Genomic DNA, 17193 nt, shown 5'->3' on the forward strand with positions numbered 1-17193 from the left:
TCTGTACTCATGGCTATCACCTCTGCCGAATGAGAGTGAGCATGGCCGTTTGCCAGCTGGCACAAACGCTACGTTTGTTCCGGCAAGTTGGACGATGATTCGCACACTTGGATCACCGTTGGCCCGAAATGAAGTTGCGCCGTCGGCTGATCAGCGTCTACCCTCGGCGATCGTGCAGCATCTTCTCGTAGTAGCCAGCACCCGCAGCGGGGTCTGATCCAGACCGACCCCCCGCTGTGGGTCGGAAGCTACTACCCGTCGGTCACTCCTTCAGACCAGAGAAGACCGGCACATGACCATCACCTCCGCTCCACCCGAATCGTCGAGCCTGCGCTTTGACGGCATCGCGCTACCACGCGGACTTCGGGAGGACGCCGACACCATGTCGTGGAGCACATTCACCGCCACTTATGCGCCGAGCGCCGGGCCGTTGCGGCTAGGGCACTGGCACTGCACTGACGCCAATCGTCAGGCAACCCGACTGGGAACCAGAACATTCCAGGCCACGCTGGCGCTCGGCGACCGCATCGAAACCGCCACCGCCACCGCGACCGGCCCGGTCGCGGCGCTGACCGCGATGCTCTACGAGCACGGTGTCTCGGTCGAGATGCTGCGGTTTCATCAGCTGCAGTCCGACGACGCGACGGCGACCTTCATCCAGGGCAGCGACGGCTGCCGGGCCGAGTGGGCGATGGGCTACTCGGAGGATCCGACGCAGTCCGCCTTGTCCGCCGTCATCGCCTGCGCGAACAGGCTGTACAGCAGCAGCGGCTCCGGCTAGAGCGGGCGCAACACGATCGGCATGCCGTCCATCGGGAGCGGGATGGTGCGGTAGTCCCACTTGGCCTGGTAATTCGGCCTGGGCAGCTCGAGCCGGTAGCGGCGGAGCAGCCGATGCATGATCGTCTTGACCTCCAACTGGCCAAATGTCATGCCGATGCACTTGTGCGCACCGCCGCCGAACGGGGTCCACGCATAGCGGTGGCGCTTGTGTTCGTTACGAGGCTCGGTGAAGCGTTCCGGGTCGAACCTCAGCGGGTCGGTCCAAATCTCCGGCAGGAGATGATTCACCCCGGGAAACGCGGTGATGTTGGTGCCTTCCGGCAAATAGTGACCCAGCAGTTCGGTGTCACGGACTGTCCGCCGCATCGCCCACTGGACGGGCGTCACCAACCGAATCGCCTCGTTCATCACCAAGTCCAGCGACTCGAGCTTCTCGAGTGATTCGATGTCGAGCGGCCCGTCGCCGAGACGGTCGGATTCCTCGCGGCAGCGTTCCTGCCACTCCGGATTAGCGGCCAACTGGTAAGCCATATTCGTCGCAGTGGTGGTGGAGGTGTCGTGCGCAGCCATCATCAAGAAGATCATGTGGTTGACAATGTCCTGGTCCGAAAACCGGTTGCCGTCGTCGTCCTCGGTCTGGCACAGCACATTAAGCAGATCGTTGCCGTCTTTACGGCGTTGTTCTCGGACGCGCGCCGCAAAGTAGTTCTCCAGCAACTGCCGCGCTTTGAGCCCACGCCACCAGGTGAACGGCGGCACGCCCGTGCGGATGACTGCAGTGCCGGCTCGGACCGTCATCGTGAAGGATCTATTCACCTTTGTGACCAGCTCGCGGTCGGTGCCGGGCTCATGGCCCATGAACACCATCGAAGCAATATCCAAGGTGAGTTCTTTCATCGCCGGGTACAGCAGGAAGCGGGCGTCGTCGACAACCCAGTCGTGGGCGATTACCTGCGACACGACTTGGTCTATCTGCTCGACATAGCCCACCAGCCGGGAGCGGACGAACGCTTCCTGCATGATTCGCCGGTGGAACAGATGCTCTTCGAAGTCCAGGAGCATCAGACCGCGGTTGAAGAAGGCGCCGATCACCGGCGTCCAGCCCTGCTGGGAAAAGTCCTTGTTGCGGTTGGAGTAGATCTCCTGCGCGGCGTCGGGGCCAATCGCGGCAACGAACGGCAGCAGCGGAGAGTCCCCAAAAATGAGCGGGCCCTTGGTCTCGTAAAGCCACAATAGATAGTCGGGTCCACCCCGCATCGTCTCGATCATGTGCCCGAGAATCGGCAGCCCCCTGTCACCCACTACCGGCTTCAGTCCACTGCCCGCTGGCGGCTCGGCGAGGATCGTCTCGGGAAACGGAGTGTTGCGCAACCTCTGTTCGAGTAGACCCATGCCAGGGAAGTTGTTGAACGACGGCGTCAGCCGGCGCCTGGCCTGATCGAGCAGGTAATTCGGGGTGCTGATGGTCGCCATTGACACTCCTTCTGTGGGGCGCGCACGCAGAGGGTGGATCGACTGTGTGGCAGACGTCACCAACTGACATCCTCAGATGAAACTTGACGGCTGTCAAGTTTGACTTTGAGCGCGGCGTTTCCTTTTGCGCGTGGCGTAGTGCAAGGTCGAAGGGTGCGCATCGAGCAGGGGGCCGACCGGGCGGCTGAGCAGCCACCGGTCGTGCCGGTTCCGCGGCGGCGGGGTGATCGGCAGCGACACGCCATCGTGCAAGCGGTGCGCCAGTTGCTGGAGGAGAAGCCGTTCGCACAGTTGTCGGTGAGCACGATCAGCGATCGTGCAGGCGTGGCCCGATCGGGGTTCTACTTCTACTTCGACTCCAAGTACGCCGTGCTGGCACAGATCCTCGCCGATGCGACACACGAACTCGAGGAGCTGACCGAGTATTTCGCGCCGCGCGGCGCTGACGAATCGCCAGCGGCGTTCGCCAAGCGGATGGTCGGAAGCGCCGCGGCGGTCTACGCCCACAACGACCCGGTGATGTCGGCGTGCAATGCCGCGCGCAACACCGACGCCGAAATCAAGGACCTGCTCGACCAACAGGTCGAAGGCGTCGTGCAGCAGATCATGGGCATCGTCAAAGACGAGCTGCGAGCCGGCACCGCCCACCCCATCAGCGACGACATTCCGACCCTGGTCCGCACACTGTCGGTCACCACCGCGCAAATGCTGTCCGGCGACACGGCTTTCCTGGGCGACGACGGAGACGTGCAGCGCGGCGTGCGGGTGCTCGAGGCACTGTGGCTGAACGCGCTGTGGGGCGGTTCGCCGCAGACCTAGCGTTACCGCGCCCAGCCGCGTAGCGGCCTGGGGACGAGCCGGGCCACTTGGCCCGTATCGTCATGGCCCATGGGGAAGACGACGTTCGCGGGGAAACGGTGCTTGATCACCGGGGCGGCCAGCGGCATCGGCCGGGCGACCGCATTACGGCTCGCGGGCCAAGGCGCCGAGCTGTACCTGACCGACCGCAACGCCGATGGTCTGGCCGAGACCGTGAACGAGGTTCGCGCGCTGGGCGCACAGGTTCCCGAGTATCGGGCGCTGGACATCGCGAACTACGACGAGGTCGCGTCATTCGCCGAGGCGATTCACGCCAACCATCCGAGCATGGACATCGTGATGAATATCGCCGGAGTGTCGGCGTGGGGGACTGTCGACCGGCTGACCCATGAGCAGTGGACCAAGATGATCTCGATCAACTTGATGGGGCCGATCCACGTCATCGAAAACTTCGTCCCACCGATGGTGGCGGCGCGCAATGGCGGACACCTGGTCAACGTGTCCTCCGCGGCAGGGTTGATCGGGTTGCCGTGGCATGCCGCTTACAGCGCAAGCAAATTCGGACTGCGCGGCCTCTCCGAAGTGCTGCGGTTCGACCTGGCCCGCTATCGGATCGGGGTGTCCGTTGTGGTGCCGGGCGCGGTGCGGACGCCGCTGGTCAACACCGTCGAGATCGCCGGCGTCGACCGCGACGACCCGCAGGTGAGCCGCTGGGTCGACCGGTTCAGCGGCCACGCGGTATCGCCGGAAAAAGCCGCCGACAAGATTCTGTCCGGCGTCACCCGAAACCGGTTCCTGATCTACACCTCGGTGGACATCCGGGCGTTGTACGCGTTCAAACGTGTTGCGTGGTGGCCCTATAGCGTCGCGATGCGGCGTGTGAACGTGATTTTCTCGCACGCACTCAAGCCTGCTCCGGTAGTTCCCCGGGTGAGTTAGTCCGGCATCCGCAGTTCCAGCCGAACCCCGAGCAGTCGCACCGGGCGGTCCAGCTCGAACAGGTTCAGCACCCGCAGCGCGGCCGCGACGATCACGTCGGCGTCGGTTGTAGCCTCGTCGAGTTTGCGAATCTTCGTGCGGGTGTAGAACGTGGCGGTGCGCACGGTCACCGCCACCCGAGTGACGATGCGCCCCGCCGCCACCACTTCGTCCAGTGCGCGGTTTGCCAATTCGATTACCGCCGACTCCATTTTGGCCCGGTCGGTGATGTCGTGCGGGAAGGTGACGACGTGGCTGCGTGAGCGGGGCACCCACGGCTCGGAGCTGACCGTATCGTCGCCGCCGCCGTTGGCCAGCAGCAATAGCCACAGCCCGGTTCGGGGGCCGAACGTCGACGTCAGCAGCTCGGCATCGGCGTGCGCCAATTGCCACACCGTCGCGATATCAAGCGCGGCAAGCTTTTTCGCCGTCTTCGGCCCGACGCCCCACAGCGCGTCGACGGCTCGTTCGCCCATCACGTCCATCCAGTTCGATTCGGTGAGGGTGTACACGCCGGCCGGTTTCGCGAATCCGGTGGCGACCTTGGCGCGCTGTTTGTTGTCGCTGATACCCACAGAGCACGACAAGCCGGTCGCCGAGGAGATGACGGTGCGGACCTGCTCCGCGAGCTCGCCGGGGTCGTCGGTGTCGGCGCCGAGATATGCCTCGTCCCAGCCCCAGACCTCCAGCGGATGGCCCAGGTCGCGCAGCAGTGCCATCACCTGCTCAGAGGCTGCGTCGTACGCCGCGGGGTCGGACGGCAGGAAGGTCGCCTCCGGACAGCGCCGGGCCGCGGCGCGCAACGGCATCCCCGCGTGGACACCGAATTCACGGGCTTCGTACGACGCGCAGGTGACCACCTTGCGGGCTTCGGTCGGGTCGCCGTTGCCGCCGACAATGACTGGCAGCCCGACCAATTCGGGATGACGCCCCAGTTCGACCGACGCCAGAAACTGGTCGAGGTCGACGTGCAGGATCCAGCGCGGCTTCATCTACCACAAAGTTTGCGCGCCAGGCTTTCCCACGCATCGCCGAGCGCGCGCAGCGACTGGTCGCGTTCGGTCAGCTGGTGTTCGACGTAGTCCGCCTCCAGCAGCGCCAGTAGGGCATCGGATTGGCTATCGAGGTCGCCGGTGGTGCCGGCCGAGGCGAGCAGCATCCGTACATGGGTGCGCAGCACCATCGCCGGCGCGCCGTAGCGTGACTGCGGATCGCGATTGGCGGCAGCCAACAATTCGTGGTGGGTGTGCGCGAAGCGCAGCCGCGCGCGCCCGAAGGCCACCAGTCGATCCAGCGGCGGCGCATCGGGACCCAGCGGGGGAGGACCGAACATGAACGCTTGCTGGTTGATCTGCTCGTCCTCGTCGAGCAGCACCATCATTAAGCCGGCCCGGCTGCCGAAGCGCCGGAAAACGGTGCCTTTGCCGACCCCGGCCGCCGCGGCGATGTCGTCCATGGTGACCGCGTCGGCGCCACGGTCGGAAATCAGCCGCCGCGCCGCATCCAGCAACAGTGCGCGGTTGCGCGCAGCGTCGCCGCGCTCGTGTGGCACGGAAACAGGCAGGTCGTGGATCGGGTCGGCGGCGCTCACAAAATAACTGTAGCGTCATCGGAACAAAGCGGACCAGGGTCCGGTTAGACCATGCAAAGATGTACACCAATTACCGAAGGGAACTCAGATCATGTCGGACATCAATGTGCTGACGCTGGTAGGAAGCTTGCGCGCGGCGTCGATCAACCGTCAGATCGCCGAACTGGCCACCGAGGCGGCCCCGGACGGCGTTGCCGTCACGATCTTTGAAGGTCTCGGTGATCTGCCGTTCTACAACGAGGACATCGACAACGACGCCGACGTGCCGGCCGCAGTGACCGCGCTGCGCGCTGTAGCGGCTGAAGCCGATGCAACTCTGGTGGTGACCCCGGAATACAACGGCAGCATCCCGGCGGTGATCAAGAACGCGATCGACTGGCTCTCCCGGCCGTTCGGCGACAGCGCGCTCAAGGGCAAGCCGCTGGCCGTGATCGGCGGAGCTTACGGCCAATACGGCGGCGTCTGGGCGCACGACGAGACCCGCAAGTCCTTCGGGATTGCCGGCCCGCGCGTCGTGGAGTCGATCAAGCTGTCAGTGCCGTTCGGGACGCTGAATGGCCAGCACCCGCGCGAGCATGCCGAAGTGGCCGCCAACGTGCGCGACGCGGTCGGCAAACTGGTCGCCGAAATCAACTAGTTTCTCCGACGCGCCCCAGCGGCTGCACGCCGCTGGGGCGCTTTGCTGGGCGCATCCGGACGGCGTGTCTTGTCGGTGCCGGGTGGTAGACATGTCTGTACACCAACGCGAGACCACTTTGTGATCTGCGACACGCCGAAGGGCTTTCGACGGTAGGGCTTACGACCAGGGAATTTCATGAATGTTTTTCAGAACATCTTGTATCCCTACCTACGCACACCCACTAGGTGTAGTGTTTCGCAGACCGACAGACCCCAGATCTACCTGGTCGGTCGGGACGCACCAGCCGGCATCGAGCGCCAGTTGAAGCGGACCGGCGAGACGGGAATTCTGCGGCGTGGCGGCTCGCTGAATAGCAGTACATGTGCATTAACCGAATAGTTGCCAGTCGTGTCTTATTTCCACCGTCGACAGAGGGGTCGTACCGCGATGAGCGTCACCGTTTACACCAAGCCGGCCTGCGTGCAATGCAACGCCACCTACAAAGCGCTGGACAAGCAAGGCATCGCCTACGAGAAGGTCGACATCAGCCTGGACTCCGAGGCACGCGACTACGTGATGGCATTGGGTTACCTGCAGGCGCCGGTCGTCGTGGCCGGAAACGAGCACTGGTCGGGCTTCCGGCCGGACCGGATCAAAGGGCTCGCCGGCGCCGTGCTGAGCGCGTAACCGGCAGACGGCGCAGTAAGAACTAGGGAGGGGTTTGCCGTGCCGTCCTCCAGCCTGGTGTATTTCTCCAGCGTCTCGGAGAACACACACCGCTTCGTGCAGAAGCTGGGTATCCCGGCAACGCGGATACCGCTGCATGGTCGTATCGAGGTAGATCAGCCGTATGTGCTGGTGTTGCCGACCTACGGTGGCGGCAAGGCCACTCCGGACATCAATGACGGTGGCTACGTCCCCAAGCAGGTCATCGCCTTTCTGAACAACGAAAACAATCGATCGTTGATCCGCGGCGTCATCGCCGCGGGCAACAACAACTTCGGTGCAGAGTTCGCCTACGCGGGTGATGTGGTGTCCCGCAAGTGTGGCGTCCCCTACCTCTATCGCTTTGAACTGATGGGAACCCCGGACGACGTGGATGCCGTCCGCGCGGGTCTCGCTGACTTTTGGAAGGAACAGACGTGCCAACAACCGTCGCTACAGAGCCTGTAACCGCCAGCGCGCATGGGTTGCCCGATGAAACGGACTATCACGCGCTGAACGCGATGCTGAATCTGTACGACGCCGACGGCAAGATTCAGTTCGACAAGGACCGCGAAGCCGCGCACCAGTACTTCTTGCAGCACGTCAACCAGAACACGGTCTTCTTCCACAATCAGGACGAGAAGCTCGACTACCTGATCAAGGAGAACTACTACGAGCGTGAGGTCCTCGACGAGTACTCACGCAACTTCGTCAAGACGTTGCTGGATCGCGCCTACGCCAAGAAGTTCCGGTTCCCGACCTTCCTCGGCGCGTTCAAGTACTACACCTCCTACACGCTGAAAACCTTCGACGGCAAGCGGTATCTGGAGCGCTTCGAAGACCGGGTCGTGATGGTCGCGCTGACCTTGGCTGCCGGAGACACCGCGTTGGCCGAGAAGCTCGTCGACGAGATCATCGACGGCCGATTCCAGCCGGCCACGCCGACCTTCCTCAACTCGGGCAAGAAGCAGCGCGGTGAGCCGGTGAGCTGCTTCCTGCTGCGCATCGAAGACAACATGGAGTCGATCGGTCGCTCGATCAACTCCGCGCTTCAGCTGTCCAAGCGCGGCGGGGGAGTCGCGTTGCTGCTGAGCAACATTCGCGAGCACGGCGCGCCGATCAAGAACATCGAAAACCAGTCGTCGGGCGTCATCCCGATCATGAAGCTGCTCGAGGACTCGTTCTCCTACGCCAACCAGTTGGGCGCGCGTCAAGGCGCCGGTGCGGTGTACCTGCAAGCCCACCACCCCGACATCTACCGCTTCTTGGACACCAAGCGGGAGAACGCCGACGAGAAAATCCGAATCAAAACGTTGAGCCTGGGCGTGGTGATCCCGGACATCACCTTCGAGTTGGCCAAGAACAACGAGGACATGTACCTGTTCTCGCCCTACGACGTCGAACGCGTCTACGGCGTGCCCTTCGCCGACATCTCGGTCACCGAGAAGTACTACGAGATGGTCGACGACGCGCGGATCCGCAAGACCAAGATCAAGGCGCGCGAGTTCTTCCAGACGCTGGCCGAGCTGCAGTTCGAGTCGGGCTACCCGTACATCATGTTCGAGGACACGGTGAACCGGGCCAACCCGATCGAGGGCAAGATCACCCACTCCAACCTGTGCTCAGAGATCCTGCAGGTCTCCACGCCGTCGATATTCAACGACGACTTGTCGTACGCCAAAGTGGGCAAGGACATTTCGTGCAACCTCGGTTCGCTGAACATCGCGAAGACGATGGACTCGCCGGACTTCGCCCAGAGCATCGAGGTGGCGATCCGCGCGCTGACCGCGGTGAGCGACCAGACCCACATTTGGTCGGTACCCTCGATCGAGCAGGGCAACAACGACTCGCACGCTATCGGGCTCGGACAGATGAACCTGCACGGCTACCTAGCCCGCGAAAGCGTCTACTACGGGTCCGAAGAGGGCATCGACTTCACCAACATCTACTTCTACACGGTGCTCTACCACGCGCTGCGCGCCTCGAATCGCATTGCGATCGAACGCGGTTCGCACTTCAAGGGCTTCGAGAACTCGAAGTATGCCTCCGGTGAGTTCTTCGACAAATACACCGAGCAGGTCTGGGAACCCAAGACCGACAAGGTGCGTCAGCTTTTCGCCGACGCGAAGATCCGCATTCCGGACCAGGACGACTGGAAGCGGCTGAAAGAGTCGGTGCAGACCCACGGCATCTACAACCAGAACCTGCAGGCGGTACCGCCGACCGGATCGATCTCCTACATCAACCACTCGACGTCGTCGATCCACCCGGTCGCGTCCAAGATCGAGATCCGCAAGGAAGGCAAGATCGGCCGGGCCTACTACCCGGCGCCGTATCTGACCAACGACAACCTGGAGTACTACCAGGACGCCTACGAAATCGGCTACGAGAAGATCATCGACACCTACGCGGCGGCCACCCAGCATGTGGACCAAGGGCTTTCGCTGACGCTGTTCTTCAAGGACACCGCGACCACCCGCGATGTGAACAAGGCGCAGATCTACGCCTGGCGCAAAGGCATCAAGACGCTGTACTACATCCGGTTGCGGCAGATGGCGCTGGAAGGCACCGAGGTCGAGGGCTGCGTTTCCTGCATGCTGTGACGCGTGGCGTTCCGGTAGGCGGTCTGCCCAGGTCAGCCACCGCACCGGGGTATGGTGCTTGACGTGGTCCGAATTCCCAGACCCCCGCTGCCCCACGCCGGGCCCAAGCCCGGTGTGAAGGTCGATGCGCGCAGCGAACGTTGGCGCGAGCACCGTAAGAAGGTGCGCGCCGAGATCGTCGAGGCGGCGTTTCGCGCCATCGACCGGCTCGGGCCCGACCTCAGCGTCCGCGAGATCGCCGAAGAGGCCGGCACCGCAAAACCCAAGATCTACCGGCACTTCACCGACAAGTCCGATCTGTTTCAGGCGATCGGGGAGCGCCTCCGCGACATGCTGTGGGCGGCGGTCTTCCCGTCGATCGACTTCGCCACCGACTCGGTCCGCGAGATCATCCATCGCAGCGCCGAGGAACACGTCAGCCTGGTCGACGAACATCCCAACGTGCTGCGCTTCTTCATTCAGGGCCGCTTCCCCGAGCAATCAGAGTCGACGATGCGGACAGTGAACGAAGGCCGCGAGATCACCCTGGCGATGGCGGAAATGTTCAACAACGAGCTGCGCGAGATGGAGCTCGATCCCGCCGTCTTCGAACTTGCGGCATTCGCCGCCTACGGGTGCGCTGCGGCAGCCACCGACTGGTGGCTCGGTTCGGATGCCGGCAGCCCGCGGCGGATGCCCCGCGAACAGTTCGTCGAGCACCTGACCACGATCACTCTGGGCGTCATCTGCGGCACTGCCGAAATGCTTGGCATCAAGCTGGACCCAGACAAGCCCATTCACGACGCGATGCCGCACAGCTCCGCCGCCAGCTAGCATCGGCGCCATGAGCATTGCCGAGTCGACCACCCAACCCGATGCATCTGCGCCAGCCGTACGCACCCGCGCTGTGATCATCGGCACGGGTTTCGCCGGACTCGGCATGGCGATCGCGCTGCAACGCCAGGGCGTGGACTTCGTCATCGTGGAGAAAGCCGACGACGTCGGCGGCACCTGGCGGGACAACAGCTACCCCGGTTGCGCGTGCGACGTACCGTCGCACCTGTACTCGTTCTCATTCGAGCCCAAGGCCACCTGGAGCAAGCTGTTCTCCCCGCAACCAGAGATCCTGGACTACCTCAAGGACGTCACCGAAAAGTACGGGCTACGCCGATACATCCGATTCGGTCAGAAGGTAAGCCGGGCGCACTGGGATGACAGCGAATACCGCTGGCACGTTTTCACCGAATCGGGAGACGAGTACGTCGCCCAGTTTCTGATCTCCGGCGCCGGTGCGCTGCACATCCCGCGGACGCCCGACATCGACGGCATGGACGAGTTCCGCGGTCCCGCTTTCCATTCCGCGCAGTGGGACCACAGCGTCGACATGACCGGCAAGCGGGTCGCGATCATCGGTACCGGCGCCAGCGCTATCCAGATCGTTCCGGAGTTGGTGCTGCGCGGCGCCGGCGTCGCCGAGGTGCAGCTCTATCAGCGCACTCCGCCCTGGGTGGTGCCAAGGCCGAACAGTCTGCTGCCCGACGCGGTGCGCAAGGCCTTCGCGACGGTGCCCGGCCTGAGACTGGCTGTGCGGTCTGGCATCTACTGGGGGCTCGAGGGCCTTGGGTTCGCCATGACGCAACGCCCGAGCCTGCTGCGAGCGGTAGAACTGGTCGGCAGGTGGAACATTCGCCGCAACGTGAAGGACAAAGAACTGCGTCGCCGGCTCACCCCGAAATACCGGGCCGGCTGCAAGCGAATCCTTTACGCGGCCAACTACTACCAGGCCGTCGACAACCCGAAGACCACGCTGATCACCGACCGGATCACCCGCATCACCGCGGACGGCATCGTCACCGACGACGGCGTCGAGCACCCCGTCGACGTCCTCGTGTATGCGACCGGCTTCCACACTATCGACTCCTACACCTACGTCGACGTGAAGGGCCCGCGCGGCGAGGACCTGGTGGATCGGTGGAACCGGGAGGGAGTCGTGGCGCACCGCGGCATTGCCGTGGCCGACATGCCGAACCTGTTCTTCCTGCTCGGGCCCAACACCGCGCTGGGCCACAGCTCAGTGGTCTTCATGATCGAGTCGCAGATCCACTACGTCGCCGAGGCGATCGCGGCCGTCGACAAGGCCGGAGCGCAGGCACTGGCGCCCAGTCGCACCGCGCAAGACCGGACCAACGCCGAACTGCAGAGCAAGCTGGCCGGATCGGTGTGGAACACCGGCGGCTGCAGCAGCTGGTATCTGGACGACCACGGCGTCAACCGGACCCTGTGGAGCGGCATGACCTGGCAGTACTGGCGGGAAACCCGCTCGCTCAAACTCGCCGAATACAAGTTCTTCGGCGTCGGCACCGGCTCGTCGGCGAAGGGCCGGGCAATCAGCGTCTGAGGAGCTGAACGAACGCTTGCGCGGCCGCGTCGACGCCGGCTTCGTCCTCGGTGGCGACAAGGTCCAGCAGAAGGCCACGAGTGACGGCCAGCCCCAGGCGTGCCATCGCACCGTCGTAGGGGACGCCGGCCGTCGCCGCCTCGACTTCTTGCAGCCAGCCGTCGACCGCACCGGGAACGATGCGCGTGAAGGGCTCTTCGCCTTGGGCTGCGCGCGAGTAGCACTCGAAGAAGAGGCGTTCCAAGTTGCGCAGTTCGGGGCGACGCAGGTCGGCCCACATCGCAGCGAAGCCGTCGGCCGGATCCATCGGTATCTCGGGCACCAGGGCCATCTGACGAAGCTCGGCTTCCTCGACGATCGCGATCAGCAGTTCTTCTCGAGAACCGAAGTGGTGCAACAGCATTCGGTGGCTGGTGCCGACGGCGGCGGCCACGTCGCGCAGCGACCGGTCGCCGATGCCGCCCCTGGCGAATTCCTCGACGAGTTTGTCCAGCAGTTGTCGGCGCCGACCGCGGTCAGGACTGCGAACCATTGGCGCGGTGCAGTTGCTCAGACCGGGCCTTGAGTCCTTGGGCTTCGAGTTCGAGGAAACGCTTGGTCTTCTTGATCATCATCCGTCCGACCAGGGCGCCGAGCACGCCACGCTGCTCGAGTTGCTGGCGTACCAAGGTGCGGCCACCGGGCTGGGCGATGACATGGTGACGAGCGCTCACGTCCACACCGGGGGAGCGTTGCACCCAGGTCCAGGACAAGCCTGGGTCGATCTCGGTCACCTTCCAGTTCAACTTCGACATGCCGGGCTGTTTGATCGAGAATCGTTTGCCGACAGCCAAATTGGATCCATCGTGCCCGACCAGTGAGGTGACCGAGGCGGTCCACTCCGGCCAGTGCTCGACGTCGCTGAAAACCTTCCATACCAACTGCGGCGGGGCGTCAATCTCGATGCTGTCTTCGGTCAACATGTACCAAATGGTACATGTAACCTGTGAGCGTGCCTAGGCCTGGGCGGCCGACATCGACGAAAGCGTGGCGACACGCCGCTCGTGGTCACGCTGGCGTCGATCTCGGTGGTCTTAGGCCCGGACGCGCGCGTCGAGATGTTTGAGGGCCGCCTCGGCGCCGTTCCAGCCAGGGATGCCGGTTACCCCGGGGCCGGGGTGCGTGCATTGGCCACATAGGTAGAGACCATCGACCGGTGTGGCGAATTTGTCGGCCCCCTCGACTACGCGGCCGGTCCACAGCTGGTTGGGCTGTAGCAGGCCATGCGAGTAATCACCGGCATGTGCGCTGAAGGTGCTGCCAAAGTAGCGGTTGGAGAAGACGACCCGGTTGGTGACCGAGTCGGCGAAGCCCGGCGCGTAGTTGTCGAAGATCTGTACACAAGTGTCGGCGTATTGCTCTTTCCAGCTTCGGTTTTCGTCGGCGTCCAGCCCGGTGGGGAAGTAGGGGGTGAAGATGGTCGCGCTGTGCTTGCCCTCCGGCGCCAGCGACGAGTCGACCATGCTGGGGATGTAGAGGTAGGTGGGCGGTGCGTCGGGCAGCTGCCCCTTGCGGTATTGCTCCCAGGCATCGCTGATGTATTCCGCCGACGGCGCGTAGGCGACCGTGGGGCACCACTGTCCGTTGTCGTGCATGTACGGCTGCAGCCGCTCGATCCATTGGGGCGCTTGGTCGATGGTCAGGTGGGCCTGGATGTATCCGAGGTTGAAGTTGATTTCCTTGATCTTGCGGATGTAGTCGGGCGGAAAGTTGCCTTCGCCGGCCAGATTCACGAATGTGGTGTACGGGTCGAGTGAGGAGAGCACGGCGTCGGCAGAAATGGTTGTGCCGTCGCGTAATTGGACTCCCGTGGCACGCCCCTCGGTGACGACGATCTGCTTGACGTGCTGCTTCATCTGCACCTCGGCGCCCAGCGATTCAGCGCGTCGGCACAGCGCCGTGCTCAGCGAGCCGATGCCGCCGCGGGGCATGATGTATTCGACGTTGCCGCCACCGATCAGGTAGTGGTACAGCGTCGATGCGTTCGATCCCGGAGTCCAGGGGCCGCCGTCGAAAGCATCGATGGACATTGCGGCCAGTGAGCCCTGGATGCAGCGGCCCTGGTCGGGCGCGAGGAAGCGGCGGACCGTGTCCATCGTGCTGCCGTACCACATCTGGGCGAAGTCGTGGCGGGCCTCCGGGGTGGGCTGCTCGGCGATGACCTCGACGATGTCCAATGGCGGGCCGAATGCAGAGTCGACGAAGTAGGGCGCAAACCGGCCGATGTGGGCGAACAGGCCGCCGAGGCCCGCGGCGACATCGGGACCGTGGTCTTCGAGCAGGTGCCGGCCCATGCGCTCGAGGTCGTTGTACATCACGAACGGGGTGTCCTCCGGGGCGCCGAACGTACAGGTCGACGTCCATTGGTTCATCAGCTCGAAGCCCCATTTGGTCAGCTCCAGGCGTTCGGTCATCTCCTGGCGCCAGATCAGCACCGCCCACGCGCCGACGCTGTGCTTGTATCCGTCGAACAGTTCGCGCGTCGCCGCCATCCCGCCGAGGAAGTGCGCCCGTTCCAGGACAAGCACTTTCGCGCCGCTCTTGGCTAGCACATTTGCGGCGACCAGACCGTTGTGACCTGCCCCGATGATGATTGCGTCGTAGTCGGACATGCTGACTCCTCCGGTGTGATCCCTCGACTGAACGCACAATGTCATACCTGACATATTTGCGTCAATGGTGACATTGGTGTCTGCTTACAGCGTGGAATCTCGTAGCCAGCGCACCCGCCAGGCTTTGTTACAGGCGGCGATGAAGCGCTTTGTCGCCAACGGCGTGCACCAAACCAGCGTGTCTGACATCGCCGCCGATGTCGGGGTGACCGAGCGAACCTTCTACCGGCATTTCCCGTCCAAGCACGCGGTGATCTTTGCCGACTACGACATCGGCTTCGAATGGTTCGCCCGGGCGTTGGCGCTGCGCCCGCACGGCGAACCCATCGCTGCATCGGTGCGAAAAGCCATGGACGCGTTCCCTTTTGACTTCGCGATGGTGCGCGAGGCCGCGACCATCCGGTCGCGCGACCTGGACCAGGAAATCATCAGCAGCCACATTCGGCGGATGCGGGATCAGGTTGCCGACGAGATCCGGCGTTTCATCCACGAACGCTCGGCGCCGACCGCGGACGGGGCAATGATTGCCGACGTCGCCGCGCACAGCCTGGCCACCGCGGTGTTCGCGTCGTTGGAAACGTGGATGAGCAAGGGCGGTGAGGACATTGACGAACTCAGTCGTCTCACCGACATCGCGCTGCGCGCCCTCGAAGACGGTCTGACGCACACCCTGCGCGAGGTTGGACTGGATTGACGCGGCCTATGCCTCGGTCGACATCTATGCGATCACAATGTCACCCCACACATCTAGTTTGAGATGACACCGTCAACTGAACTGGAGTGACCGATGACCGCCTCGAATTCTTCTGACCGTCGCGAGCTGATCGTCGTGACCGGCGCCTCGACCGGGATGGGCGCGGCCACCGCTCGTGAGTTGGCGCGCAGGGGTTTTCACGTGCTGGCCGGTGTGCGCCGCGACGTCGACGCCGACGCGCTGCGCGCCGACGGGATCGAGCCGCACATTCTGGACATCACCGTCGAGTCAGACGTGGTCGCCATCGCCGAACGCGTCACGCGCGATCCGCAGGGGCTTGCGCTGCGGGCGCTGATCAACAATGCGGGGGTCGCGATCAACGCTCCGGTCGAGGCGCTGCCGATCGCCGAGTGGCGCCGGCAGTTCGAGGTCAATTTGTTCGGTCACGTCGCAATGATCCAGGCGCTGATGCCATCTCTGCTGCGCAGTTCGGGAACCGTGGTCAACATCAGTTCGCTCGGCGGGAAGGTGGCGTTGCCGACGTACCCGGCGTATGCGGGTTCCAAGTTCGCGCTGGAGGCTCTCAGCGACTCGCTGCGTCGTGAGGTCAGCAGGTTGGGGGTCAAGGTCGTCGTCATCGAACCGGGAGCGGTGAAGACAGCGATGGCCGAACGGGGAGTCGCCACCGCAGATCGCCTGAAAGACGGCATGACCGCCGATCAACGCGACCGTTATGGCGAGCTCGTGGACGCCATGTCGAATTTGGCCAGATCGTTCGACAAGGACGGCGCTTCCGCCGAACACGCCGCGAAGGTGATCGCGAAGGCCGCGACCGCGTCTCGTCCGCGCACGCGGTACACCGTTGGGCGTGACGCCGCGCTCCTCGCGCGGCTGCAGCGGGTGGTATCCGATCGAGTCCTCGACCGCGTGGTGCGCCTGGTCCTTCGCCCGCACTTCAAGGCGGCCGCGTAAGACCGTCGCTTGCGACACGCCAACACAACCTCTTGTGTTCCGTCGCCATGTCGGCCCCCAGGGGTAGTGTCTGTGGCCTAGGCAACGTCGACTATCCGTCCTGGTGAAGTGGGGTTCTGGTGACCGATCGAATGAAGCTGATCGACCGCGTTTCCGCGATCAACTGGAACCGTCTGCAGGACGAGAAGGACGCGGAGGTCTGGGAGCGTCTGACCGGAAATTTCTGGCTGCCCGAGAAGGTGCCGGTGTCCAACGACATCCCGTCGTGGGGGACGTTGACGCCCAACGAGAAGCAGCTGACCATGCGGGTGTTCACCGGGCTGACGCTGCTGGACACCATTCAGGGCACGGTCGGAGCGGTCAGCCTGATTCCCGACGCGCTGACGCCGCATGAGGAGGCGGTGTACACCAACATCGCGTTCATGGAGTCGGTGCACGCCAAGAGCTACAGCTCGATCTTCTCCACGCTGTGTTCCACCGTCGAGATCGACGAGGCCTTCCGCTGGTCGGAGGAGAACCCAAACCTGCAGCGCAAGGCCGAGATCGTGATGGAGTACTACCGCGGCGACGAGCCGCTCAAGCGCAAGGTGGCCTCCACGCTGCTGGAGAGCTTCCTGTTCTACTCCGGGTTCTACCTGCCGATGTACTGGTCGAGCCGGGCCAAGCTGACCAACACCGCCGACCTGATCCGGCTGATCATCCGCGACGAAGCCGTGCACGGCTATTACATCGGCTACAAGTTCCAGAAGGGCCTCGCGCTCGAGGACGCGGCGACGCAGGCCGCACTCAAGGAGTACACCTACGAGCTGCTGTTCGAGCTCTACGACAACGAGGTCGAGTACACCCAGGACCTCTACGACGAGGTCGGGCTGACCGAGGACGTCAAGAAGTTCCTGCGCTACAACGCCAACAAGGCGCTGATGAATCT

At 63.8% G+C, this 17193-nt stretch carries 18 protein-coding genes; 12 read left to right on the forward strand and 6 right to left on the reverse strand.

The genetic code is table 11. The annotated features are described in order from the left end of the window. Positions 1-292: 292 nt before the first annotated feature. Positions 293-781, forward strand: a complete 489-nt coding sequence (locus WAN02_RS12120) for a homocitrate synthase (protein ID WP_422264414.1) — start codon at positions 293-295, stop codon at positions 779-781. Here WAN02_RS12120 and WAN02_RS12125 read toward each other — a convergent pair. Beyond that, positions 778-2256: a cytochrome P450 gene (locus WAN02_RS12125; protein ID WP_422264415.1), complete on the reverse strand. Its 1479-nt coding sequence runs from the start codon at positions 2254-2256 to the stop codon at positions 778-780. The genes WAN02_RS12120 and WAN02_RS12125 overlap by 4 nt on opposite strands. 159 nt (positions 2257-2415) lie before the next feature. Here WAN02_RS12125 and WAN02_RS12130 point away from each other — a divergent pair, with 159 nt between their 5' ends. Together WAN02_RS12130 and WAN02_RS12135 are read left to right on the forward strand one after the other, a co-directional pair. Next, the gene (locus WAN02_RS12130) at positions 2416-3075 is read left to right on the forward strand and encodes a TetR/AcrR family transcriptional regulator (RefSeq protein ID WP_422264429.1); all 660 of its coding nucleotides are present in this window, start codon (positions 2416-2418) and stop codon (positions 3073-3075) included. Between the two features lie 69 nt (positions 3076-3144). Then, positions 3145-4014: an SDR family oxidoreductase gene (locus WAN02_RS12135; RefSeq protein WP_422264416.1), complete on the forward strand. Its 870-nt coding sequence runs from the start codon at positions 3145-3147 to the stop codon at positions 4012-4014. On the opposite strand, the gene WAN02_RS12140 is transcribed toward WAN02_RS12135, so the two are convergent. Then, positions 4011-5045 carry a DNA polymerase IV gene (locus tag WAN02_RS12140; protein WP_422264417.1) on the reverse strand — a complete coding sequence of 345 codons (1035 nt, stop codon included), beginning with the start codon at positions 5043-5045 and terminating at the stop codon, positions 4011-4013. The genes WAN02_RS12135 and WAN02_RS12140 overlap by 4 nt on opposite strands. After that, on the reverse strand, positions 5042-5644 hold the full coding sequence (locus WAN02_RS12145) for a helix-turn-helix domain-containing protein (protein ID WP_422264418.1): 603 nt from the start codon (positions 5642-5644) through the stop codon (positions 5042-5044). The genes WAN02_RS12140 and WAN02_RS12145 overlap by 4 nt, the downstream gene beginning before the upstream one ends. Before the next feature lie 91 nt (positions 5645-5735). On the opposite strand from WAN02_RS12145, the gene WAN02_RS12150 reads away from it, so the two are divergent. From WAN02_RS12150 to WAN02_RS12175, 6 genes are all read left to right on the forward strand, one after another. Continuing rightward, complete coding sequence (locus tag WAN02_RS12150) at positions 5736-6281, forward strand: NAD(P)H-dependent oxidoreductase (protein ID WP_422264420.1); 546 nt, start codon at positions 5736-5738, stop codon at positions 6279-6281. 429 nt (positions 6282-6710) lie between these two features. Further along, positions 6711-6950 carry a redoxin NrdH gene (locus tag WAN02_RS12155; RefSeq protein WP_325692705.1) on the forward strand — a complete coding sequence of 80 codons (240 nt, stop codon included), beginning with the start codon at positions 6711-6713 and terminating at the stop codon, positions 6948-6950. 39 nt (positions 6951-6989) lie between these two features. Continuing rightward, a complete protein-coding gene (nrdI, locus tag WAN02_RS12160) occupies positions 6990-7436 on the forward strand; it encodes a class Ib ribonucleoside-diphosphate reductase assembly flavoprotein NrdI (RefSeq protein ID WP_325692707.1) in 447 nt (148 codons plus the stop codon). Between the two features lie 17 nt (positions 7437-7453). After that, a complete protein-coding gene (nrdE, locus tag WAN02_RS12165) occupies positions 7454-9571 on the forward strand; it encodes a class 1b ribonucleoside-diphosphate reductase subunit alpha (RefSeq protein ID WP_422264430.1) in 2118 nt (705 codons plus the stop codon). 63 nt (positions 9572-9634) lie between these two features. Then, the gene (locus WAN02_RS12170) at positions 9635-10384 is read left to right on the forward strand and encodes a TetR/AcrR family transcriptional regulator (RefSeq protein WP_422264421.1); all 750 of its coding nucleotides are present in this window, start codon (positions 9635-9637) and stop codon (positions 10382-10384) included. A gap of 10 nt (positions 10385-10394) precedes the next feature. Further along, positions 10395-11948 (forward strand): flavin-containing monooxygenase, encoded by a 1554-nt coding sequence (locus WAN02_RS12175; protein ID WP_422264422.1) that lies wholly within the window; start codon positions 10395-10397, stop codon positions 11946-11948. Here WAN02_RS12175 and WAN02_RS12180 read toward each other — a convergent pair. The 3 genes from WAN02_RS12180 to WAN02_RS12190 form a co-directional block, all read right to left on the reverse strand. Further along, entirely contained in the window at positions 11938-12480 is a 543-nt protein-coding gene (locus tag WAN02_RS12180) for a TetR family transcriptional regulator (protein WP_422264423.1), read from the reverse strand. The genes WAN02_RS12175 and WAN02_RS12180 overlap by 11 nt on opposite strands. Next, positions 12464-12910 (reverse strand): SRPBCC family protein, encoded by a 447-nt coding sequence (locus WAN02_RS12185; protein WP_422264424.1) that lies wholly within the window; start codon positions 12908-12910, stop codon positions 12464-12466. Before WAN02_RS12185 ends, WAN02_RS12180 begins: the two co-directional genes overlap by 17 nt. Before the next feature lie 111 nt (positions 12911-13021). Beyond that, positions 13022-14599, reverse strand: a complete 1578-nt coding sequence (locus tag WAN02_RS12190) for a phytoene desaturase family protein (RefSeq protein ID WP_422264425.1) — start codon at positions 14597-14599, stop codon at positions 13022-13024. 76 nt (positions 14600-14675) lie between these two features. Here WAN02_RS12190 and WAN02_RS12195 point away from each other — a divergent pair, with 76 nt between their 5' ends. From WAN02_RS12195 to nrdF, 3 genes are all read left to right on the forward strand, one after another. Continuing rightward, positions 14676-15293 (forward strand): TetR/AcrR family transcriptional regulator, encoded by a 618-nt coding sequence (locus WAN02_RS12195; protein ID WP_422264426.1) that lies wholly within the window; start codon positions 14676-14678, stop codon positions 15291-15293. 93 nt (positions 15294-15386) lie between these two features. Then, positions 15387-16265: an SDR family oxidoreductase gene (locus WAN02_RS12200; RefSeq protein WP_422264427.1), complete on the forward strand. Its 879-nt coding sequence runs from the start codon at positions 15387-15389 to the stop codon at positions 16263-16265. Positions 16266-16384: 119 nt separating this feature from the next. Then, positions 16385-17193 (forward strand): class 1b ribonucleoside-diphosphate reductase subunit beta (gene nrdF / locus WAN02_RS12205; RefSeq protein ID WP_422264428.1); only part of this gene is annotated, 809 nt, incomplete at its 3' end.

It is taken from the genome of Mycobacterium sp. (assembly GCF_049281135.1).
GTDB lineage: Bacteria > Actinomycetota > Actinomycetes > Mycobacteriales > Mycobacteriaceae > Mycobacterium.